Genomic DNA, 21,345 nt, shown 5'->3' on the forward strand with positions numbered 1-21,345 from the left:
CAAAGGCCCCTTCGCGGGAGTTTCTGAGGCGCTTTCCGACATGACCCAGGCTGACACCAGTCGCGACATCACGGCGGCCTCAGGCCTCGCCGCAAGCGGCGCACCGGGCTGTTCCGCCGACGCTGGCTTCGGGGCCGGTCCCCATGCCGAGCGCCTCGAGAACCTCTATCCGGCCACTCCGGCCACGGTGAACCGGGACGAGGGCCTGATGCTCTACCGGGACATGGTGCTCGGCCGCCGCTTCGAGGACAAGTGCGCGGAGATGTACTACCGCGGCAAGATGTTCGGCTTCGTGCACCTCTACAACGGCCAGGAAGCCGTGAGCACGGGGGTGATCAAGGCCATGCGGGCCCAGCACGACTGGTTCTGCAGCACCTACCGCGACCACGTGCATGCCCTCAGCTGCGGTGTGCCGGCCCGCCAGGTGATGAGCGAGCTGTTCGGCAAGGAAACCGGCTGCAGCAAGGGCCGCGGTGGCTCCATGCACCTGTTCTCCAGGGAGCATCACCTGCTGGGGGGCTACGCCTTCATCGGCGAGGGGATCCCGGTGGCTCTGGGCGCGGCCTTCACCAGCCGCTACAAGCGCGATGCCCTCGGCGATAGCGGCAGCGATGCCGTGACCGCCGCCTTCTTCGGCGACGGCACCTGCAACATCGGCCAGTTCTACGAGTGCCTCAACATGGCGGCCCTCTGGAAGCTGCCGATCCTGTTCGTGGTGGAGAACAACAAGTGGGCCATCGGCATGGACCACAACCGTGCCACCAGTGATCCCGAGATCTGGCGCAAGGCCGCGGCCTTCGGCATGGCGGGCGAAGAAGTGGACGGCATGGACGTGCTGGCGGTGCGCGCCGCTGCCCAGCGGGCCATCGAGCGGGCGCGGGCCGGTGAAGGCCCCACCCTGCTGGAGTGCCTCACCTACCGCTACCGCGGCCACTCCCTGGCCGATCCCGACGAGCTGCGGGCCGAGGCCGAGAAGGAGTTCTGGGCCAAGCGCGACCCGATCAAGCGCCTGGCGGCCAGCCTGGTGGAGCAGGGTCTGGCCACGGCCGATGAGCTCAAGGCCATCGACAAGGAGATCGATGCCGAGATCGCCGACTGCGTGAGTTTCGCCCTCGAGGCTCCGGAGCCCGATCCCGCCGAGCTCACCCGCTACATCTGGGCCGAAGACTGAGCCGAGGAGCGATCCGGGACCAGATCAGAGGCCGTGGAGCCGGGCCTGTTCCGCGGCCGCGCGGAACACCAGGCAATGGCGTTCCACCAGCTCCTGCAGAGGTCCGTAGCCACCGCCGATCACCGTGGCCACCGGGATGCGGCGGCGCAGGCAGGCCTCGAGCACCAGCCGGTCGCGGTTGATCAGTCCGGCATGGCTCAGGCAGAGCCGGCCCAGCCGGTCGTCGCGGTGGGGGTCCACACCGGCGTTGTAGAGCACCAGATCGGGCTGAAGCTGATCCAGCAGATCCGGCAGATGGCTGCCGATCGCCACCAGGTACTCCTGGTCTTCCATCCCGTCGCTCAGCGGGATGTCGAGGTCGCTGGTCTGCTTGCGCAGGGGGAAGTTGCTGGCCCCATGGGCCGAGAGCGTGAACACGCGGGGCTCTGCCGCGAAGATCGCCGCGGTGCCATCGCCCTGGTGCACATCCAGGTCCACCACCAGCAGGCGCCTGACGGCCCCTTCCTGGAGCAGCACCGAGCAGGCCACGGCCACATCGTTGAAGATGCAGAAGCCGCTGCCGTAGGTGGGGAAGGCATGGTGGGTTCCGCCCGCCAGATGGCAGGCGAGTCCGTGGCGCAGGGCCAGGCGTGCGGTGAGCAGGGTGCCCCCCACCGAAAGCCAGGTGCGGCGCACCAGGGGCTGGGTGGCCGGCAGGCCGATCCGCCGCTGGTCGGCATGGCTGAGCTCGGCCCGAGCAAAGGCTTGGTGGTAGGCACGGGGATGCACGGCCTCGAGCCAACGGCGTGGCACCGGCAGCGGCTGATGCAGCGCGGCGGGAGTCGCCAGATCGAGCTGCAGCAACCGCTCCAGCAGCATCCGGAACTTGGCCATCGGGAAGCGATGGCTGCTCGGCAGCGGGGCGGAGTAGGCGGGGTGGTAGACGAGCGGCGGACGCACCAGGCCGGAGGGCTCCGCCGGGGGAGCGTCAGATGCCGCTGGGCAGGCGGCGGGTGAGGTTGCGCAGCTTACGCAGGGCCTTCAGCTCCACCTGCCGCACCCGTTCCCGCGACACGTCCAGCTGGCGGCCGATCTCCGCCAGGGTGTGCCTGTCCCGGCCTTCCAGACCGAAGCGGAGCTGGAGCACATGGCGCTCCTGCTCGCTGAGGTGGTTCATCCAGTGGTCGAGCTGCTCGTGGTTGAGCCCCCGTTCCACCCGATCCAGGGGCTCCTCCTCGCTGGAGTCGGCGATGAGGTCACCCAGGAAGCTGCGCCCTTCGTCGCCGTTCACCGGCGCATCGAGGCTGGAGGTGGTGAGGGCCTGGCGCAGCAGGCCGTCGAGCTCGTCGAGGGGCATGTCCATCGCCTCAGCGATCTCGTGGCGGCTGGGCATGGCGCCCAGCTTGTGGGCCAGATCCAGGCTCACCTTGCGGATGGCGCTGAGCCGTTCGCTCAGATGCACCGGCAGGCGGATCGTGCGCGACTGGCAGGCGATGGCGCGGGTCATGCTCTGGCGGATCCACCAGAACGCGTAGGTGGAGAACTTGTAGCCGCGGGTGGGGTCGAATTTCTCCACGGCCCGCTCCAGACCCAGGGATCCTTCCTGGATCAGATCGAGCAGTTCGAGGCCCTTGCCCTGGTACTTCTTGGCGACACTCACCACCAGACGAAGGTTCGCCTTCATCATCCGCTGCTTGGAACGCTTGCCGATCCGCAGCAGTTTCTTCTCGTGGTCGCTGTAGCTGGGTTTGGCGGCCTCCAGCAACTGCATCATGGCCTGCACCTGATTGCCCAGCTCGATCTCCTCCGCGGGAGTGAGCAGAGGTTCCCGGCCGATGCTGGCCAGGTACCAGCTGATCGGATCACTGCTGCGCCTGCGACTGCTCTCGCTGGTGCGACTGCTCTGGCTGGTTCCGCCCCTGATGGGAGTGCTCTGGCTGGAACTGCTCTCGTTGGTACTGGCGCCCAGGGACGAGGATTTCATGGGTCAGCAGTCGAGGAGTAATACTATCTGCTCGAAATGGCTAGATCCGATGTTATTTCCATAACCCTTCAGCTTTTGCTTGCAAAAGCACACGATCAATGTGGCTGATTACACACGTTCCGTCTGTCGTCTCCGTGTTGCGTGCCGCTGTCATCAGCTCGGGATCCAGTTCTGCCAGCGCCTGGGCCACCGCCATCGGCGTGCAGCTCCCCGGTCCCAGGGCCTGTCTCACCCGTCCGCCCGCCGCGGCATGGGCGAGCACGGCGGTTGCCAGCAACGCCGCGTCCGCCTTTGGCCCCGCGGCGATCGCCACGGCTCCGAGGCCTGTTGTGTAGCCCGCCAGCACATCCCCGAGCCCGCTGCGGGCGGCGCTCGGCTCGGCCTCGCACAGCTGCCAGCAGCGGCCATCGGGGGCTGCCACCACGCTGTGGGCGCCCTTGAGCACCAGGCTCACGCCTGCCGTCGCCGCCGCCCGGCAGGCGGCCTGGGGCGGGGATGCCGCGGCCAGGGCTGGAAACAGGCGGCCGAATTCCCCCCCATGGGGCGTGAGCCAGGTGGGGCCTGACCGGCCGCGCAGCCAGGCTTCTGGCGCGGTGTCGGGGCCGCCGGCCCCCGCCACGCAGAGACGGTTGAGACCATCGGCATCCAGCACCAGCAGGCCGCTGAAGCGCTGCAGCTGCCCCCAGGCCCGCCGTTCTTCGGCGGCTGCGGGGTGGTCCTGCCCCAGCCCAAGCCGGCCGAGACCGGGGCCCACCAGCACGGCATCGAGCCTCTCCAGGTCACGGTCGGCCAGGCCGCCCAGCAGCAGCGCTCCATGGGGATCGCAGTCGAGGGGCGGCTCCAGCACCAGGTGGGGGGCCCGGGCGGTGAGGGCTTCAGCCAGGGCCGCCGGGGCTGCCATGCGCAGACTGCCGCAGCCACTGGCGCCGGCCCCCAGCACGGCCAGCTGGGCCGCCCCTGGGTAGCGCAGGCTGCCGGTCACCAGGAGAACCCGCCCGCGCTCGTATTTCGACGCCGCCACCGGCGGGCGGGGCCAGGGGGCGCCGGCCAGGTCCTCCCAGCGCAGGCCCAGGGGCTGCTCGGGCGGCAAGGCCCCCAGCAGCGGCGCCGGCAACCCCAGCGGCACCATCTCCAGGGCCCCCACCCAGTGCAGGGCGAGGTCCTGGATCAGGCCGAGCTTGACCAGCCCCAGGCAAAGGGTGCGACTGGCCCGGGCCGCCGCCGCCCCCAGGCAGCGGCCGCTGTCGCTGCAGAGGCCCGTGGGCACGTCGATCGCCACCAGGCCCCCTGGTCTCTCCCGCTCCCGCGCCGCCAGCAGAGACTCCAGGCTCTCCCCGGGCGGTCGGCTCTGGTTGAGGCCGAAAAGGGCATCGACCCACAGGCAGGGGTCGCCGGGATCGGGCGGCTCGGCGGCGATCGGAATGCCGAGCCAGGCGGCGTAGCGGCGGTGCGCGGCGGTGAGGGGCTTGAGCCGCTCGAAGGGGCACCACACCCGCACGGCGATGCCGGCCAGGTGGAGCTCCCGTGCCACCACCAGGCCATCGCCGCCGTTGTGGCCGGGGCCCACCAGCACCACGGCGCCCTCGCTTCGCAGCCTCGGGGCGTCGCCGGTGAGCAGCCGTTGGCTCAGGGCGAGCCCCGCCTTCTCCATCAGGGCCTCCATCGGCATGCCCTGCGCGAACAGCTGGGTCTCCAGGGCGGCCATCTGCTCCCCGCGCACCAGCAGGTGGGCGGCATCGCGGCCGGGCCAGTCCCTGGCCATCGCCGCCCGAGGCGGCCCGGGGGTGCGGGAGGAGGGGGCAGGCACGGCAACCCGCACGGACGTCCCTTCATGATGGAGGGAGCCCCCCCTGCCGTCGCCCGTTGACCAGCGCCGCCCAAGTGCCGTGCCGCGCCGCTGCGCCCGCCCCAGCCCGTGCGGCCACGCCCGCTGGCGCCGAGGCCCTGGAGCGGCTGCGCCACTGGCCCGGTGAGCACCGGGTGGCGGTGGGGCTCTCCGGCGGCGTGGACAGCTCCCTCACCGCCGCCCTGCTCGTGGAGGCCGGCTGGGAGGTGGAGGGGCTCACCCTCTGGCTGATGAGCGGCAAGGGAGCCTGCTGCGCCGAAGGGCTGGTGGATGCCGCGGGCATCTGCGAGCAGCTGGGGGTACCCCACCACGTGGTCGATTTCCGCGACCATTTCCGCGCCCAGATCGTCGATTTCCTGGTGGACGGCTACGCCGCCGGGGTCACGCCCCTGCCCTGCTCCCGTTGCAACCGGGAGGTGAAATTCGCTCCGATGCTGGCGTGGGCCCGGGAGCAGCGGGGTCTGGAGCGGCTGGCCACAGGCCACTACGCCCGCGTGCGCCGCGCCGATGCCGCCGACCCTCTGCCCGTGCCGGGCGATGGCCGGGGACGGCATCAGCTGCTGCGGGGGCTCGATGCCCGCAAGGACCAGAGCTATTTCCTCTACGACCTGCCCCAGGAGGTGCTGGGGCGCCTCGTGTTCCCCCTCGGGGAGCTCACCAAGCCCGACACCCGCCAGGAGGCCGAGCGGCATGGGCTGCGTACCGCCCACAAGCCCGAGAGTCAGGACCTCTGCCTGGCCGATCACCACGGCTCGATGCGCGCCTTCCTCGATGCCCACCTGCCCCCTCGCGACGGCGAGATCGTGCTCCAGGACGGCCGGGTGGTAGGCCGGCATGACGGCATCGAGCACTTCACCATCGGCCAGCGCAAGGGGCTTGGCGTGGCCTGGAGCGAACCGCTGCACGTGGTGCGGCTGGATGCGGCCTTCAACCGGGTGGTGGTGGCGCCACGGCGGGAAGCGGCCCGCGGCGACTGCGTGGTGGGGGCTGTGAACTGGGTGTCGATGGCCGCTCCGGACGCGCCTCTGGAGGTGATGGTTCAGGTGCGCTACCGCAGCGCGCCGGAGTGGGCCCTGCTCACCCCCCTGCCCGCCACCGAGGTGGACCAGGCTGCCCAGCGCCCGCACCGGGTGCGCCTGGAGTTCGCCGAGGAGCAGTTTTCGATCACCCCAGGCCAGGCGGCCGTGTTCTACGCGGGCGAGGTGCTGCTGGGCGGCGGCTTGATCCAGGCCTGAGGCCGGTTTCACCAGTACGGGTCGGTGGCCAGTTCCACCGTGAGGCTGCCGCAGCGGCTCGAGGGCACCGTGGCGATGCAGGCCCGCACCACGCGCCCATTCACTTCGATCTCACAGGCGCCGCAGCTGCCCCCCAGGCAACCGGTGGGGATCATCATGCCGGCCTGTTGGGCCGCCTCCAGCCAGGGACAACCGGGCTGCGCCGAGGTGCAGGAGCCATCGGGCCAGTGGATGGGGATGGGGCCTGGGGGCATCAGGGGTTCAGCAGGGGAGTCAGATCCACGTGGGCCTCGAAGGCATCGGCCAGCCGATCCAGCAGGGCATCGCGCTGCTGGGCATGGCTGGGCTGATGTTCGCTCAGGGGGGCCAGTCCGCGGCGCTGCCGGAGCAGGTTCAGCCAGCGGCGGCGCCAGGGTCCGGCGTCGAAGACGCCGTGCAGGTAGGTGCCGGCCACGACGCCCCCCTGCGTGCCCACCGGCTGCCACCAGCCCAGTCCACCCTCTGCCGCCAGAGGATGGGGGAGCCGGGCTTCGGCTTCGGTGGGGATCGTGGTGGTGCGGCCCCGATGCAGCTCGAACCCCTGCAGCTCCTGCGCCGCGCCGGGGCCGGCGGGCCACAGGGCCAGACTGTGCCGCTGCCGCAGCGCTTTGCTGCGGCCGTAGCGGGTGCGCAGGGGCAACAGCCCGAGCCCCACCTGGGGGCCGCTGCCTTCCAGGGCCTCGGGATCCTGCAGCTCCTGCCCCAGCATCTGCAGGCCGCCGCACAGGCCGAACACCTGGCCGCCGCGCTGCAGATGGGCCTGCAGTTGCTCCTTCCAGCCGTGGCGGTGCAGGGCGGCCAGGTCGCGCAGGGTCTGCTTGCTTCCCGGCAGGATCACCGCATCGGGCTGGCCGAGCGGCTCCTCGGGGCTCTGCCAGCGCAGCTGCACGCTGGGTTCGGCCTCCAGGGGGTCCAGATCGGAGAAGTTGCTCAGGGAGGGCAGCTTCAGCACCGTGATCTGGAGATCCGCCTGCGGTTTGCGGCCGCGCCGCTCCAGCAGGTCGAGGGAGTCTTCGGGGGGGAAGAGTTCATCCAGCCAGGGCATCACACCGAGTACGGGAATGCCGGTGTGCTGCTCGAGCCACTGACGTCCGCTGTCGAACAGTTCGCGGCGGCCGCGGAAGCGGTTGATCAGCAGCCCCCGGATGAGGGGACGCTGCACGGGAGAGAGCAGGGCCAGGGTGCCCACCAGCTGGGCGAACACCCCGCCCCGCTCGATGTCGGCCACCAGCAGGCAGCGGGCCCGCAGGAACTGGGCCAGGCGCAGGTTGGTGAGGTCGCGGGCCTGCAGGTTCACCTCCACCGGGCTGCCGGCCCCCTCCAGCACCAGCCGCCCGCCTGGATGGCCGGCCTGCAGCTCCCGCAGCCCCTGACGGATCGCCGCCCAGCCGGGCCGGAACCAGTCGCGGTAGTAGTGCTCGGCCCGGGCGATGCCCACGCTTTGCCCCAGGTGGATCACCTCGCTGGTGCTGTCCCCCTGGGGCTTGAGCAGCACGGGATTCATCGTGCAGCGGGGCTCGAGCCCAGCGGCCCAGGCCTGGAGGGCCTGGGAGTAGGCCATCTCGCCGCCGCCCTCGTCCACCCAGGCGTTGTTGCTCATGTTCTGCCCCTTGAACGGCAGGGGCTGCTCCCCCCGCCGCCGCAGCGCCCGGCAGAGGGCCGCGGTCATCAGCGACTTGCCGGCACCGCTGCTGGTTCCGAGCACCATGAGCGCCGTCACAGGCGCGGCCGGCTGCGCCGCAGCTGGTGGTGGAGGCGCTCCAGCAGGGGGGCCTCCGGGATCTCTCCGGGCCACTGATCCAGCAGGTCGCGGCCCATCGGCGTGAGCCGCACCCGTTCGGTGAGGCCCTGGCCATCCACCTCCCGTCGCAGCACCCCCAGCCGGATCAGCCACAGCCAGTGCTGCTCCACCCGCGCTACCCCCATCGGGCGGCGGCAGAGGCGGCCGGCCTCGGGCAGCCGGCAGAAGGCGCTGCTGCTCAGGGGGGTGGAGGCCACCAGCTCGTAGAACGCGCGGCGGAACGGCAGGCAGCGCAGGGCCTGGGAGGCCCGCACCCACGAGCGGCCGTCCTGATGGGGGGCAGGGGTGCCGTTGGGCGGCCGTCGTTTCATGGGGGGATTCTCCCTGACCCGCCACGGCCGATGCTGGTTCTCGCTTCCGCCTCCCCGGCACGCCGGCGCCTGCTGGAGCAGGCGGGCATTCCCCATCGCGTTCAGGTGAGCGGTGTGGATGAGGAGGCCATCCACCAGCCCGATCCGCGCCAGCTGGTGCAGCAGCTGGCGCAGGCGAAAGCCCAGGCCGTATGGGCGGCCGCCGACGAGGCGGCTCAGCCGGTGGCATCACCGGTGCTCGGCTGCGACTCGGTGCTGGTGTTCGGGGGGGAGACCTTCGGCAAGCCGCGGGACGCCGCCGAGGCCACGGCGCGCTGGCGCCGCATGGCCGGAGGCTGGGGGGAGCTCCACACCGGCCACTGTCTGCTCCGCCCGGGTGGCAACACTCTGCTGGAGGTGGTCACCACCCGGGTGGTGTTTGCCCCGGTGGGGGAGGCGGCCATCGCCGCCTATGTGGCCAGCGGGGAACCCTTGCGCTGCGCGGGTGGCTTCGCCCTCGAGGGTCGCGGGGGGATGCTGATCGAGCGGCTGGAAGGCTGTTTCAGCAACGTGATCGGCCTCAGCCTGCCGCTGCTGCGCCGCTGGCTGCTCGACTGAGCGGCCCTCAGCGATCGCTGAACAGCTCCCCGATGCCGTCGCTGGCGTTGCGAGCCCGCTGCAGCCCCTGGTTCTCCCGCGTGGCCACCAGCGTGAGCGTGCGCCAGCGGAACACACCGGTGTAGCCGTGGTCGATGAAGGTCACGGCCGAGGTGCCGGTGGCATCGGTCACCTCCAGGCGACCGCTGCGGTCGGTGAAATTGAAGCGGCGTCCATCCGGCTGGGTCACCACGTAGCGGGTCACGCCATTGCGGCGCTCCACCAGCCGCAGCGCGCAGTCGCCGTTGTGCAGCACGGTGGTGCCATCCACCAGGCTGCAACGCCCCTGGTAGGAGGTCACGTCCCGGTCAGGGCGTGACACCTTGGCGAACAGATCGCGGGTCATGGTCTGCTCCGGGCGTCGGCGGCCGCCGTTGTCGCTCCAGCAGGTTTCCTCCCTGAGATCGCAGCGGGTGCCGTTGCTGAGGCTGAACTCCTGGGAGGGCCTGCGGCCGATCAGGTCGACCCACAGCCGCCGCTCGGCCTGGGGCCCGAAGTAGCGGCGGGTGTCCTGCAGCGAAACGCCGTCGCGGGTGTAGCAGCTCTGGGCCGCCGCATCACAGATCACGCCGTCGCTCGGGCTGGACACGCCTCTGGGGAGGGCATCGGCCGGGGCAGCCGTGCAGAGCAGGCCGGCGATGGCGGCCGCCCCGGCCGCCAGGGCGGTGAGGCTCCGTTCGCGCAGCTCCGGCAGCAGCTGGCGAATCGTTGGAGTGGGGGTGGTCATGGTGGACAGGTGTGTGGGAGTGGCGACCGGCAGGACGTCCTGCGGCGCGCCCACGACGCTATGGAGCCTGTCTGTCCCAGCCATGACCGGCAGCCCGCGAGATCTGACCAGATCTGACAGGCCCGCCCCAGCAACCTGGCAGGTCCTGAAGCCTTGGGGCCTTAGCCGTGGGGTCGAAGCCAAAAAAAGACCCCCGCCGGAAGGCGGAGGTCCAGGGAAGGGATTCCGATGGGGAAGAACCCCGATGGGGACTCAGTCGAGGTCCGGCATGGCCAGGGTGGGCTCGGCCTGACGGTCGATCCCCTTCTCGAAACCGGCGGCGGCGGCGCGGGCGCGGCCGGCGTGCCAGAGGTGTCCCACCAGGAAGAAGAAGGCCAGCACGAACTGCGTGGAGGCCAGCCACTGGCGGATGTTCACGAAGTTCACCGAGTTGGGCTCGGTGATGATGCCGCCCACCGAGTTCAGGGACGCGTTGGGGGCGTGGGTCATGTACTCCGCCGCGCGGCGCACCTGCCAGGGCTGAATGTCGTTCTGGAGCTTGTCGAGGCTCAGGCCGTTGGGGCCCCGCAGGGGCTCCAGCCAGGGACCGCGGAAATCCCAGAAGCGCATGGTCTCACCCCCGAAGATGATCTCGCCGGTGGGGGAGCGCATCAGGTACTTGCCCAGACCGGTGGGACCCATGGCGGAGCCGATGTTGGCGCCGAGACGCTGGTCGCGCACCAGGAAGGTGAAGCTCTGGGCCTGGGAGGCTTCGGCGTTGGTCGGGCCGTAGAACTCCGAGGGGTAGGCGGTGTTGTTGAACCAGATGTAGGACGAGGCGATGAAGCTCATCAGGCTGAGCGCGCCGAGGCTGTAGCTCAGGTAGGCCTCACCGTTCCAGATGAAGGCACGGCGCACCCAGCCGAAGGGCTTGGTGATCACGTGCCAGATGCCACCGAAGATGCAGATCAGGCCGATCCAGATGTGGCCGCCGATGATGTCTTCCATCGAGTCCACCCCGATGATCCAGCCCTCACCACCGAAGGGAGCGCGGGTGAGATAGCCGAAGATCACACCGGGGTTGAGGGTGGGGTTGGTGATCAGGCGCACGTCGCCGCCGCCCGGTGCCCAGGTGTCGTAGACACCGCCGAAGAACATGGCCTTGAAGACCAGCAGCAGGGCGCCGACGCCCAGAAGAATCAGGTGATAACCAATGATGTTGGTCATCTGATTCTTGTCGCGCCAGTCCTGGGAGAAGAAGGAGGAGTAGTTCTCCAGGATCTCAGGACCGCGCAGGGCGTGATACAGACCACCCAGGCCGAGCACGGCCGAGCTGATCAGGTGGAGCACCCCCACCACGAAGAAGGGATAGAGATCGGTGACCTCACCGCCAGGACCCACGCCGTAGCCGAGGGTGGCCACGTGGGGCATGCAGATCAGCCCCTGCTCGTACATGGGCTTGTCGAAGGTGAAGTGGCTCACCTCGAAGAGCATCATGGCGCCGGCCCAGAAGACCATCAGGCCGGCGTGGGCGACGTGGGCGCCGAGCAGGCGACCGGAGAGGTTGATCAGGCGGGCGTTGCCGGCCCACCAGGCGTAGCCGGTGGAGTCGAGGTCCTTGCCCCCGACACTCACCAGGCCGGAATTAAAGGGCGTTTCCACGGGGCAGTACCTCTTCAGGGAAGACGAAGTTTTCGTGCGGCTGGTCAGCCGGTGCCATCCAGGCGCGGATGCCTTCATTCAGAAGAATGTTCTTCGTGTAGAAGGTCTCGAACTCGGGGTCCTCCGCCGCGCGGATCTCCTGCGACACGAAGTCGTAGGCGCGCAGGTTCAGGGCCAGGCCGATGATGCCGATGCTGCTGGTCCACAGACCCATCACCGGCACGAACAGCATGAAGAAGTGCAGCCAGCGCTTGTTGGAGAAGGCGATCCCGAAGATCTGGCTCCAGAAGCGGTTGGCGGTGACCATCGAATAGGTCTCCTCCTCCTGGGTGGGCTCGAACGCCTTAAAGGTGTTCGACTGCTCGCCGTCCTCGAACAGGGTGTTCTCCACCGTGGCGCCGTGGATGGCGCACAGCAGCGCACCGCCCAGGATGCCGGCCACGCCCATCATGTGGAACGGGTTCAGCGTCCAGTTGTGGAAGCCCTGCAGGAACAGCAGGAAGCGGAAGATGGCCGCCACGCCGAAGCTGGGCGCGAAGAACCAGCTGCTCTGACCCAGGGGGTACATCAGGAACACGCTGACGAACACCGCGATCGGACCGGAGAAGGCGATGGCGTTGTAGGGACGGATGCCCACCAGACGGGCGATCTCGAACTGACGCAGCATGAAGCCGATCAGACCGAAGGCGCCGTGCAGGGCCACGAACGGCCAGAGGCCACCGAGCTGCACCCAGCGCACGAAGTCACCCTGGGCTTCCGGGCCCCAGAGCAGCAGCAGGCTGTGGCCCATGGCATCGGCCGGGGTGCTCACCGCCGCGGTGAGGAAGTTGCAGCCCTCCAGGTAGGAGCTGGCAATGCCGTGGGTGTACCAGGAGGTGGCGAAGGTGGTGCCGGTCAGCCAGCCGCCCAGCGCCAGGTAGGCGCAGGGGAAGAGCAGCAGGCCGGACCACCCGACAAATACGAAACGGTCGCGCTTGAGCCAGTCATCGAGGACGTCGAACCATCCCCGTGCCGCTGGCGCGCGCCCTACAGCGATCGTCATGGAGGAAGCGGGATACCGGGCGATGGTAACAATGTTCCCGGGGATCGCGAGGCAGGTTGCAACGGGCTGAAATCCCTTGTCGCAACTGGCTTTTAGGTATTTCTTCCAATCCTGGCCCCCAGTCGGGGGGCCAAGAGCCAGGATGGGCGCCATTCACCCCATTCCTGGATGCCTCCCTCCGACGTGAAGGCCTCTGATGCGCAGGACCAGTCCGCCGTGCTCGAGCAGCCGGTGCTCGGCTCCCGCCGACCCTCCAATCTGGCCATGGCCGTGGTGGTGAGCCTCGGCGGCGTGGGCTTCCTCCTCACGAGCCTCTCGAGCTACCTGGGGATGGATCTGCTGCCGATCGGCCACCCGGCCGAGCTGGTCTATGTGCCCCAGGGGCTGGTGATGGGGCTCTACGGCGTGGCCGCGGTGCTGCTGGCGTCCTACCTGTGGACTGTGATCGGTCTGGATGTGGGCGCCGGCAGCAACCGCTTCGACCGTGCCGCCGGTTCGGCCAGGATCCGCCGCCGCGGCTTCCGCCAGGTGATCGATGTGGACATTCCTCTGCGGGAGATCCAGGCGGTGAAGGTGGAGGTCCGGGACGGACTCAACCCGCGCCGGCGACTGGCGCTGAAGCTGCAGGGGCGCCGGGATCTGCCTCTCACCCGCGTCGGTGAGCCCATGCCCCTGGCCGATCTGGAGAGTTCCGGCGCCCAGCTGGCCCGGTTTCTCGGTGTGCCCCTGGAGGGGGTATGAAGACTCCTGGCATCGGCTTCAGGCTGGGACGGCTGGGCCGGCACTGCGCCCTCGGCCTGGTGCTGCTGCTGGCCCCCATCGCCCTGGCGGCCTGCAGTGCGAACCGGGCCAACCAGGGAGCCCTCGGTTGCGCCACCGCCGCCACCCCCTGCCTGAACGGCCCGGCCACCGTGTCCCTGCAGACCAGCAAGGGGGCCGTGACGATCCAACTGGACGGGGAGGCGGCTCCGCTGACGGCGGGAAATTTCGTGGACCTGGTGAAGCGGGGTGCCTATGACGGCACGGTGTTCCACCGGGTGGTGCGTGATCCCACCCCCTTCGTGGTGCAGGGCGGCGACCCGACCAGCGCCAATCCGGTGGTGCCGCCCAGCCAGTACGGCACCGGCAGCTACATCGATCCCGACACCGGTGAAGCGCGGCTGATCCCCCTTGAGGTGAAGCTGCAGGACGAGCCCAGCCCGCGCTACGGCGAGCCCCTCACGGCTCCGGGGGTGACCCGCCAGCTCGCCCTGGCCCACCAGCGGGGAGCTGTGGCGATGGCCCGCTCCGCCGATCCGAATTCCGCCAGCGCCCAGTTCTATGTGGCGCTGGAGGCCCTGCCGGAACTGGATGGTCGCTACGCCGTCTTCGGCCGGGTGAGTGAGGGGATGGAGGTGATCGACACGATCCGCCAGGGGGACAAGATCACCAAGGCGAGCCTGGTGTCCGGCGGCAAGCTGGTCAAAGGTGGGGTCTGAACCGGAGCGGTTCGCAGGTGTCGGCTCGAAGGCGTCGGCTGAATGGCGGCGACGGCTCAGGCCGGCACCCGCTTGTTGGAGGCGGTGACCCGCAGGAAGGCGGTGTTCACGCCTGAAGCCCTCTCCAGCGCCACCTTGCCGGTGCGGGCGATCTCAAGGATGCCGAACGGTTCCATCACCTGTTCCAGGGCCACCAGTTTGCCCGGATCGCCAACCACCTCCAGGGTGAGGGCGTCATCGGCCACATCCACCACGTTGGCCCGGAACACCTGCACCAGATCGAGGATGGCGCTGCGCTGCTCGGCCGGTGCGGCCACCTTGAGCAGCATCAGCTCCCGTTCCACCGAGGGGAGCCTGGAGAGATCGATCACCCCGAGCACGTTGATCAGCTTGTCCAGCTGCTTGGTCATCTGGGCGAGGGTGCGATCGTCCCCCTCCACCACCATGGTGAGGCGGGACATGCCTTCCCGTTCGGCCGGACCCACCGCCAGGCTCTCGATGTTGAAGCCCCGGCGGGCGAACAGGCCGGAGATGCGGCTGAGGGCGCCCGATTCGTCTTCCACCAGCACCGACAGGGTGTGCTTCATGGCTTGGGGAGCGGGCCAGGCTGATCCGCCCAAACTACCGCTCGGCCCTCGGCCCTCACCTCCGGTGTGGCCGCGAGCCAGCGGAGCAGGGCGGCATTGAAGTGTTCGGGAACTTCGTCGTGGGGGCAGTGGCCGCAGTGCTCCAGATCCACCACCGGCAGGTCCGGACGCAGCCGCTGGATCTGCTCGGCCACCTGGATGGGCACCAGCTGGTCCCCCTGGCCCCAGATCAGCAGCAGGGGCCGCTGCAGCCGCTGCAGCAGGGTGGGGGCCGTGGCGGCGTGGGGCCGCAGGGCCATGGCGATGCTCATGGCCCGCAGGGAGCGCACCGCCCCGGGCCGGCGGGCCGGCCGGGCGATCAGCCGGTGCAGCTCCTGGTCGCCGATCACCGGGCGGGCGTAGGCCGACTGGATGCCCAGGGCCAGCAGGGGGGAGTGGGCCAGGAGCGGCACCAGCAGTTCCAGCGGCAGCAGGCGGCAGAGCACGATCACCCCCCAGCGCTTGAGACGCCGCCGCCACGGGCGTCGCCGCGGCGGCCAGGACCGCGGCCCCAGCAGCAGGGCCGGATCCGGCAGGGGGGCCGCCACCACGGCGCCCACCCAGCCCGGGAACAGGGTGGCGCAGGTGAGAGCCACCAGACCCCCCAGTGAGTGCCCCACCAGCACCGCCGGATGGCCCACCACCTCGGCCAGGAACGCCTGCACCTGGCGGGCCCAGAGCCGGTTGTCGAGCCGGCGGCGGCGGTGCGGCCCCGGCTGGTCGGAGGCTCCGAAACCGATCAGATCCAGGGCAAACACGTGCCATCCGGCCCCGGCCAGGACCATCGCGTTGCGCCGCCAGTGGCCACTGGCGGCCGCGAAGCCATGCAGCAGCACCACAGTGCCCGCCGTGGCCGAACCCCCATCCGCCGGTGCCAGATGGCGCCAGTGCACGGCCAGACCCTGCCAGGTCCAGGTGCTGTGCTCACCCCAGTCGATGCCACCATCGCCGGCCGGGGGCATGCCATGGGAGTCCGCTGGAGGCATCGGGAGCGGTGAAGGGGCCGGAGCGCGATCGGCCAGGTGCGTTCAGGTCGGAGCACCCTGATTACGTTGACCGTAACGGGTCTGGATCCACGGATGAGAAAGCGCCGGAAACTGCGGCTGAGTGTCGGCCTCTCTGGCCTGCTGCTCACGGTGGTGCTGGCCACTGGCATCACCGTGGCGCTTCGGGCCTACGGGCGGGCCCGCACGATCGTGGTGGAGGCGAACCGCGATCTGATGGAGGTGCTGCTCGACAGGGAGGTGGAGCAGGCCCAGCAGCAGCTCCGCTTCGACCTGGTCGAGACCTACCTGGACCGGCTGGCCAATGCGCCCATCCTGGCCAGCAGCTCCAGGCTCCCTCTGAGCGCCGACGAGATCCGCCGAGCCGCCAGGATGATCGCGGTGGCGCTCGCGGCCACTCCCAGCGTGGAGTCCTACGCCGTGGCGAACACCCATGGCGAGCGGCTGTTGATGCGCCGGCTCTTCACGGACGCCGATCGCCAGCGCTTCAACGCCACACCCGAGACGGCCTTCGTCCTGCAGACCACGGCCCGTCCCGAGGCCGGCTCAGGGCCGATCGCCAGGCGGATCCTTCTGGATCGCCAGCTGCGGCAGATCCGCTCCGAGACCGACCCCGCCAGTGCCTCCTACGACCCGCGCCAGCGGGGCTGGTTCCGGGAGGCCCTCGGGTCCCCCAAGCCCATCGCCACCGGGGTCTACCGCTACGCCAGCACCGGCGAGCCCGGCTTCTCCATCGCCCAGCGCAGTGCCGATGGCCGCTTCGTGGCGGCGGCGGACATCCCCCTCTCCCGGACCCAGGGGTTGCTGGAGGACGTGCGCACCGCCCTCGATTCCTACGACGATGTGGAGGTGGCCCTGGTGTCGGCCCGGGGCGTGGTGGTGGGTCACGCCGGACTGCCCGGATCAGCGGTTCCGGCGTCTGACCAGACCCTCACCCTGGATCAGCTCCGCACGCCGGTGATGCAGGCCCTGGCCCGCCGGTTCGGGGACCTGAGCGGCAGCGCGGAGCGTTCCGCCCGGCTGCAGGCCACACAGCTGGCGGCGGGGGGGCGTGCGTGGGAGGTGGGCCTGGCTCCCGGGCCCGTGCTGGCCCAGAGCGGCAAGCGCACCTTCCTGCTGCTGGCCATTCCGCAGGACGAACTGCTGGCCGATGCGAAGGCGCTGCGCCGCGAGTCCATCCTCTCGGCGCTCGGGGTGCTGGTGGTGGCCGTGCCGCTGGTGCTGCTGATCGCCCGGTGGGTGAGCCGCTCGCTGCGGGCCCTGGCCGCGGAGGCGGATGCGGTGCGGAGCTTCGATTTCTCCGGCCCCCGCACCGTGTGGCCCGTGGTGCGGGAAGTGGATCAGCTGGCCGGGGCCATGGAGGCGATGAAGGGCACGATCCGGCGCTTCCTCTCGGTGAGTTCGGCCATCGCCGCCGAGCCGAATCTCGACCGGCTGATGGACACGATCCTGGCGGAGTCGATCACCAACAGCGGTGCCCTCGGCAGTGCTCTCTTCCTGGCGGAGGAGCCGACCGGCCAGGCGGGTCCGGATCAGGCGGGTTCAGGCCTGGAGGGGGCGGGGCGGAAGGGCGCCAGCGGGGACTCCGGAGGAGCCCTCAAACTCGCCCTGGCCCGCACCGCCGCGGGCGAAACCCTCAGCCTCGATCCCGGCACCCTGCCCCTCGATCTCTCCTCCCCCGAGGTGATGCTCGGCACGGCCTCGGCCCAGGGCAGCCCGCTGGAGCGGTTTCTGGTGAAGCACGCCGGCAAGGGGGATCTGCCCTACGTGGCCGTACCGCTGCTGAGCCGTGACCGGGATCCCCTGGGTCTGCTGCTGCTCTGGTTCGACCGCAGTCCCGACCCCGCCCGGGTGGCCTTCATCGAGGCCTTTTCCAGCAATGCGGCCGTGACCCTGGAAACCCGCCGTCTGATCGGGGCCCAGAAACGGCTGTTCGAGGCCTTCATCGAGCTGATCGCCGGCTCCATCGATGCCAAGAGTCCCTACACCGGCGGCCACTGCAAGCGCGTGCCGGAACTGACCCGGATGCTCGCCGAAGCCGCCTGTGCGGCCTCCGATGGACCCTTCGCCGCGTTCGACCTCTCCGAGGAGCGCTGGGAGGCGGTGCATGTCGCCGCGTGGCTGCATGACTGCGGCAAGGTGATCACCCCCGAATACGTGGTGGACAAGGCCACCAAGCTGGAAACCCTGTACGACCGCATCCACGAGGTGCGCACCCGCTTCGAGGTGCTCAAGCGCGACGTGTGGATCCGCTATCACGAGGCGTGCCGTCACCTCGCTCCGGAGCAGGAGGACACGGCCCTGGCCGCCGAGCGGGACGACGAACTGGCCCGGCTCGATGACGATTTCGCCTTCGTGGCCTCCTGCAACCAGGGCGGCGAGTTCCTCTCCGATGAGGCGATCCAACGGCTGCATCGCATCGCCGACCGCACATGGCTGCGCACCCTCGACGATCGCCTCGGGGTGTCCCAGGAGGAGCTGCGCCGCATGGAGCAGCGGCCCGCTCCGCCACTGCCGGTGCTGGAGCCGCTGCTGGCCGACCGCCCGGACCACCGCATCCCGCGTCCGGAAGCGGAACGGTTGCAACCGGACAACCCCTGGGGCTTCACGCTCCAGCCCCCCGAATGGCTCTACGACCGCGGCGAGCTCCACAACCTCACGATCCAGAAGGGCACCCTCACTCCGGAGGAGCGCTACAAGATCAACGAGCACATCGTGCACACGATCCGCATGCTCTCGGCGCTGCCGTTCCCGAAGCACATGCGCGATGTGGCCGAACTGGCCGGCGGCCACCACGAGACCTTGATCGGCACCGGCTATCCCCGCAGCCTGCGGCGGGAGCAGATGAGTGACATCGCCCGGATGATGGCGATCGCGGACATCTTCGAGGCCCTCACGGCCGCCGATCGCCCCTACAAGCCCGCCAAGACCCTGTCGCAGGCGCTGCGGATCATGGCCTTCATGCGCAACGACCAGCACATCGATCCCGATCTGTTCGAGCTGTTCATCCGCTCCGGTGTGTACCGCCGCTACGCCGAGCAGTATCTGCAGCCGCAGCAGCGCGACGCCGTGGACGAACAGGCCCTGCTCGCCGGTGCCTGACCAGGCCCCTGAGGCCCTGACCCTGGCCCCGGAGGCGTTGGTGGAGGAGGGCCTGGGGCGCTTCCGCCCCGGAGGGGGCTTCTTCCGGCCGGAATCCCGTCCCAGCCGTGACCTGGGGGTGCTGCTGCTCCGCAGCCTGACGGCTTCCGCGGAGCGGCGGGTGCTCGACCTGATGGCCGGCTGTGGCGTGCGGTCCCTGCGCTACGGCCTCGAGGGCGGGGCCACGGCGGTGTGGGCCAACGATGCCGACCCGGAGCGTCTGCTCCTGCTGCAGCGGAACCTGGCCGCGCTGCCGGCCGCGGTGACCGTGCGCCACAGCGCTCACCAGGCTCACCGGCTGCTGGCCGACTGCCTGCTCCGCCAGGAGCGCTTCGAGCTGGTGGATCTCGACGCCTTCGGCTGTCCCACGGCCCTAGTGCCCCTGGCGCTGGAGGTGCTCGCCTTCGATGGCGTGCTCTATCTGGCCAGCACCGACGGCCGCTCCCCCACCGGCCACGACCGCCCCGCCGCCATCCGCTCCCTGGGGGCCGCGGCGCGGGCCCATCCGGCCAGCTGGGAGCTGGCGCTGCGGCTGCAGATCGGGGTGGTGGCCCGCGCCGCCTGGGCCCTCGGCCGGGGCATCCAGCCCCTGTTCAGCTTCAGCGAGGGCCGCACCTTCCGCACGGCGATCCGGCTGCGGCGCCGGCCGGCGCAGCGGGAGGAGCAGCAGCTGGGGCTGCTGGCCCACTGCCACGGCTGCGGCGAGCAGTGGAGCCAGAGCCTGCTGCAGTTGCGCCGCTGGCCGGCCTGTGCCTGCGCGGGCGGCACCCTGGCCGTTTCCGGACCCCTCTGGCTGGGCCCCTTGCAGGATCTGCCGCTGCTGGAGTCCATGGCGGCGGCGGAAGTGGCGGTTGTGGCCGCGGGGGGCCCGGCCAGCCTGGGCCTGGCCGGGGGGCGCCTGCTGCGGGCCCTCGGCCGTGATGCGGGCGAGCCGGCCCGCTGCTGGTCCTCCGCAGAGGTGGGGCGCCGTCTGGGAGGCGGGCCGCCACGCCTGGAGGCGCTGCTGGCCGCCCTGCACCAGGACGGCTGGAGTGCCGGCCCGAGCGGGGTGATGGCCGGCAGCTTCCGCAGCGACGCCCCCTGGCCACGGATTCTTGAGCTCGCTGCCTGCGCTGCGGTGTCCCCGCCAGCGCCGCGCTAAAACGGTGCGCGTCACGGCAACGGTTCATGGCCTCTGAGATCTTCGGCATCGCCGCCCTGTTCTGGGTGCTGATCCCCGTCGGCCTGGCCGGCGGCGCCCTGTTGCTGCGCTTCGCCGACAAGGACTGACCCCCGTCCCGCCGACCCGCCAGCCGCCGCGACCGATCTCGCTGCGACCGATCTCCCTGCGACCCATTCTCGCTGCGACTGGCGCGCCCCTAGGCTCATCGCCGGTTGAACCATGGGCATGCAGGTACTGGTCGTCGGCGCAACGGGCACCCTCGGTCGCCAGATTGCCCGCCGCGCCCTCGACGCCGGTCACCAGGTGCGCTGCATGGTGCGCTCCCCCCGCAAGGCCGCGTTCCTGCAGGAGTGGGGCTGCGAGCTCACCCGCGGCGATCTGCTCGAGCCCGACAGCCTGGACTATGCCCTCGAGGGCCAGGAGGCCGTGATCGATGCGGCCACGGCGCGCGCCACCGACCCCGGCAGCGCCTACGACATCGACTGGACCGGCAAGCAGAACCTCTTCGCCGCCTGCCGCCGCGCCGGCGTCGGCCGGGTGGTGTTCGTGTCGCTGCTGGATGCGGCCCAGCACCGCGATGTGCCGTTGATGGACATCAAGGCCTGCACGGAGGAGTGGCTGCAGGCCTCCGATCTCGACTACACGATCCTGCGGGGCGTGGCCTTCATGCAGGGCCTGATCAGCCAGTTCGCCATCCCCGTGCTGGAGGGGCAGACGGTGTGGGTGAGCGGCTCGCCCACGCCGATCGCCTACATGAACACCCAGGACATGGCCCGCTTCGCAGTGGCCGCCCTCGACCATCCCGAGACGGTGCGCAAGGCGTTTCCGGTGGTGGGGCCCCGGGCCTGGACCACCGGGGAGATCACCCAGCTGTGCGAGCGCTACACCGGCAAGGATGCCCGCGTGTTCCGCGTGCCGCCCTTCCTGCTGCAGCTCATGCGCGGGCTCACCAGCTTCTTCGAGGCCAGCCTCAACGTGGCTGAACGGCTGGCCTTCGAAGCCGTGACCGGCGGTGGCGTGCGCCTCGATGCCCCGATGCAGGAGAGCTACGCCGCCTTCGGTCTCGATCCGGCGGAGACCACCACCCTCGAGAGCTACCTCAAGGAGTACTACGACACGATCCTCAAGCGGCTGCGGGAAATGGAGGCCGACCTGGACAAGGACGCCAAGAAGAAGCTCCCCTTCTGAAAGACGGGGCGAAGGGAGGTGTCGGAAGGGGTGGTTCGTCCGTACTATGGCGCGTTGATGCCTCTCGCCGATGTCGGTTGCCCAGATCAAGAACCTGCAGCGCCGGCTGGCCAATCTCGAGGCGGAGGCCGTGGAGGCGCTGAACAGCACCTGCGGCCATGAGCTGTGGCAGAGCCTTGGCTTCGATGCCTTCGACAGCCTGGAGGATCCGGAGCGGCGGGCCCGCGCCAACTACTACTACGGGCAGCTGCAGACGGTGCGTGAGCTGAAGGCCAGTCTGGGACAGTGATCCCACGGATTCTTGGGGAACGAGAAAGATGCCCCAGTTGTTACC

General features: G+C 70.1%; 21 protein-coding genes. 10 read left to right on the top strand and 11 right to left on the bottom strand.

Annotated features, from left to right (window positions below):
• Positions 1–40: 40 nt before the first annotated feature.
• A complete protein-coding gene (gene pdhA / locus CPCC7001_RS13615; protein WP_006909495.1) occupies positions 41–1,171 on the top strand; it encodes a pyruvate dehydrogenase (acetyl-transferring) E1 component subunit alpha in 1,131 nt (376 codons plus the stop codon).
• 24 nt (positions 1,172–1,195) lie between these two features.
• On the opposite strand, the gene CPCC7001_RS13620 is transcribed toward pdhA, so the two are convergent.
• The 3 genes from CPCC7001_RS13620 to CPCC7001_RS13630 are packed head-to-tail and all read right to left on the bottom strand — an operon-like array spanning position 1,196 to position 4,953.
• Positions 1,196–2,110 (bottom strand): histone deacetylase, encoded by a 915-nt coding sequence (locus CPCC7001_RS13620; protein WP_006911218.1) that lies wholly within the window; start codon positions 2,108–2,110, stop codon positions 1,196–1,198.
• 28 nt (positions 2,111–2,138) lie between these two features.
• Positions 2,139–3,134, bottom strand: a complete 996-nt coding sequence (locus tag CPCC7001_RS13625) for a sigma-70 family RNA polymerase sigma factor (protein ID WP_006911819.1) — start codon at positions 3,132–3,134, stop codon at positions 2,139–2,141.
• Positions 3,135–3,186: 52 nt separating this feature from the next.
• On the bottom strand, positions 3,187–4,953 hold the full coding sequence (locus tag CPCC7001_RS13630; RefSeq protein ID WP_225867255.1) for an NAD(P)H-hydrate epimerase: 1,767 nt from the start codon (positions 4,951–4,953) through the stop codon (positions 3,187–3,189).
• 62 nt (positions 4,954–5,015) lie between these two features.
• Here CPCC7001_RS13630 and mnmA point away from each other — a divergent pair, with 62 nt between their 5' ends.
• Complete coding sequence (gene mnmA, locus CPCC7001_RS13635; protein ID WP_006910131.1) at positions 5,016–6,215, top strand: tRNA 2-thiouridine(34) synthase MnmA; 1,200 nt, start codon at positions 5,016–5,018, stop codon at positions 6,213–6,215.
• 8 nt (positions 6,216–6,223) lie between these two features.
• Here mnmA and CPCC7001_RS13640 read toward each other — a convergent pair whose 3' ends face one another.
• From CPCC7001_RS13640 to CPCC7001_RS13650, 3 genes are read right to left on the bottom strand one after another with little or no spacing between them, the layout of a single operon-like run.
• Positions 6,224–6,469 (bottom strand): 2Fe-2S iron-sulfur cluster-binding protein, encoded by a 246-nt coding sequence (locus CPCC7001_RS13640; RefSeq protein WP_006909558.1) that lies wholly within the window; start codon positions 6,467–6,469, stop codon positions 6,224–6,226.
• Positions 6,469–7,962 carry a cobyric acid synthase gene (locus CPCC7001_RS13645; protein WP_006911061.1) on the bottom strand — a complete coding sequence of 498 codons (1,494 nt, stop codon included), beginning with the start codon at positions 7,960–7,962 and terminating at the stop codon, positions 6,469–6,471. Before CPCC7001_RS13645 ends, CPCC7001_RS13640 begins: the two co-directional genes overlap by 1 nt.
• Before the next feature lie 8 nt (positions 7,963–7,970).
• On the bottom strand, positions 7,971–8,366 hold the full coding sequence (locus CPCC7001_RS13650) for an Npun_F0494 family protein (RefSeq protein WP_050757154.1): 396 nt from the start codon (positions 8,364–8,366) through the stop codon (positions 7,971–7,973).
• 30 nt (positions 8,367–8,396) lie between these two features.
• Between CPCC7001_RS13650 and CPCC7001_RS13655 the strand changes: the two genes are divergently transcribed.
• Positions 8,397–8,963, top strand: coding sequence for a nucleoside triphosphate pyrophosphatase (locus CPCC7001_RS13655; protein WP_006909177.1), 567 nt, complete (start codon positions 8,397–8,399; stop codon positions 8,961–8,963).
• A gap of 7 nt (positions 8,964–8,970) precedes the next feature.
• Here the strand turns inward: CPCC7001_RS13655 and CPCC7001_RS14165 are convergent, their stop codons facing one another.
• The 3 genes from CPCC7001_RS14165 to psbD all read right to left on the bottom strand — a co-directional run bounded on the left by CPCC7001_RS14165 (position 8,971) and on the right by psbD (position 12,412).
• Positions 8,971–9,729 carry a YcgJ family protein gene (locus tag CPCC7001_RS14165; RefSeq protein WP_006909572.1) on the bottom strand — a complete coding sequence of 253 codons (759 nt, stop codon included), beginning with the start codon at positions 9,727–9,729 and terminating at the stop codon, positions 8,971–8,973.
• 252 nt (positions 9,730–9,981) lie between these two features.
• Positions 9,982–11,370, bottom strand: a complete 1,389-nt coding sequence (gene psbC, locus CPCC7001_RS13665) for a photosystem II reaction center protein CP43 (protein WP_006911394.1) — start codon at positions 11,368–11,370, stop codon at positions 9,982–9,984.
• Complete coding sequence (gene psbD / locus CPCC7001_RS13670; RefSeq protein WP_006909677.1) at positions 11,354–12,412, bottom strand: photosystem II D2 protein (photosystem q(a) protein); 1,059 nt, start codon at positions 12,410–12,412, stop codon at positions 11,354–11,356. The genes psbC and psbD overlap by 17 nt, the downstream gene beginning before the upstream one ends.
• Positions 12,413–12,580: 168 nt before the next feature.
• On the opposite strand from psbD, the gene CPCC7001_RS13675 reads away from it, so the two are divergent.
• Together CPCC7001_RS13675 and CPCC7001_RS13680 are read left to right on the top strand one after the other, a co-directional pair.
• Positions 12,581–13,153: a photosystem I assembly protein Ycf4 gene (locus CPCC7001_RS13675; RefSeq protein WP_006911652.1), complete on the top strand. Its 573-nt coding sequence runs from the start codon at positions 12,581–12,583 to the stop codon at positions 13,151–13,153.
• Positions 13,150–13,890, top strand: a complete 741-nt coding sequence (locus tag CPCC7001_RS13680; protein WP_006911681.1) for a peptidylprolyl isomerase — start codon at positions 13,150–13,152, stop codon at positions 13,888–13,890. Before CPCC7001_RS13675 ends, CPCC7001_RS13680 begins: the two co-directional genes overlap by 4 nt.
• Before the next feature lie 56 nt (positions 13,891–13,946).
• On the opposite strand, the gene ilvN is transcribed toward CPCC7001_RS13680, so the two are convergent.
• Both ilvN and CPCC7001_RS13690 read right to left on the bottom strand, forming a co-directional pair.
• The gene (gene ilvN / locus CPCC7001_RS13685) at positions 13,947–14,477 is read right to left on the bottom strand and encodes an acetolactate synthase small subunit (protein WP_006910483.1); all 531 of its coding nucleotides are present in this window, start codon (positions 14,475–14,477) and stop codon (positions 13,947–13,949) included.
• A complete protein-coding gene (locus CPCC7001_RS13690) occupies positions 14,474–15,502 on the bottom strand; it encodes an alpha/beta fold hydrolase (RefSeq protein WP_225867256.1) in 1,029 nt (342 codons plus the stop codon). The genes ilvN and CPCC7001_RS13690 overlap by 4 nt, the downstream gene beginning before the upstream one ends.
• 93 nt (positions 15,503–15,595) lie before the next feature.
• Between CPCC7001_RS13690 and CPCC7001_RS15865 the strand changes: the two genes are divergently transcribed.
• From CPCC7001_RS15865 to CPCC7001_RS13715, 5 genes are all read left to right on the top strand, one after another.
• The gene (locus CPCC7001_RS15865; protein ID WP_006909305.1) at positions 15,596–18,622 is read left to right on the top strand and encodes an HD domain-containing phosphohydrolase; all 3,027 of its coding nucleotides are present in this window, start codon (positions 15,596–15,598) and stop codon (positions 18,620–18,622) included.
• Positions 18,615–19,802: a N2,N2-dimethylguanosine tRNA methyltransferase gene (locus tag CPCC7001_RS13700; protein WP_006909756.1), complete on the top strand. Its 1,188-nt coding sequence runs from the start codon at positions 18,615–18,617 to the stop codon at positions 19,800–19,802. Before CPCC7001_RS15865 ends, CPCC7001_RS13700 begins: the two co-directional genes overlap by 8 nt.
• Positions 19,803–19,828: 26 nt before the next feature.
• On the top strand, positions 19,829–19,930 hold the full coding sequence (gene petM / locus CPCC7001_RS13705; RefSeq protein WP_043369173.1) for a cytochrome b6-f complex subunit PetM: 102 nt from the start codon (positions 19,829–19,831) through the stop codon (positions 19,928–19,930).
• 118 nt (positions 19,931–20,048) lie between these two features.
• Positions 20,049–21,011: an NAD(P)H-binding protein gene (locus CPCC7001_RS13710; protein ID WP_043369174.1), complete on the top strand. Its 963-nt coding sequence runs from the start codon at positions 20,049–20,051 to the stop codon at positions 21,009–21,011.
• Between the two features lie 70 nt (positions 21,012–21,081).
• On the top strand, positions 21,082–21,300 hold the full coding sequence (locus CPCC7001_RS13715) for a hypothetical protein (protein ID WP_006911315.1): 219 nt from the start codon (positions 21,082–21,084) through the stop codon (positions 21,298–21,300).
• Positions 21,301–21,345: the final 45 nt, after the last annotated feature.

It is taken from the genome of Cyanobium sp. PCC 7001 (assembly GCF_000155635.1).
In the GTDB taxonomy this organism is placed as follows: Bacteria; Cyanobacteriota; Cyanobacteriia; order PCC-6307; family Cyanobiaceae; genus NIES-981.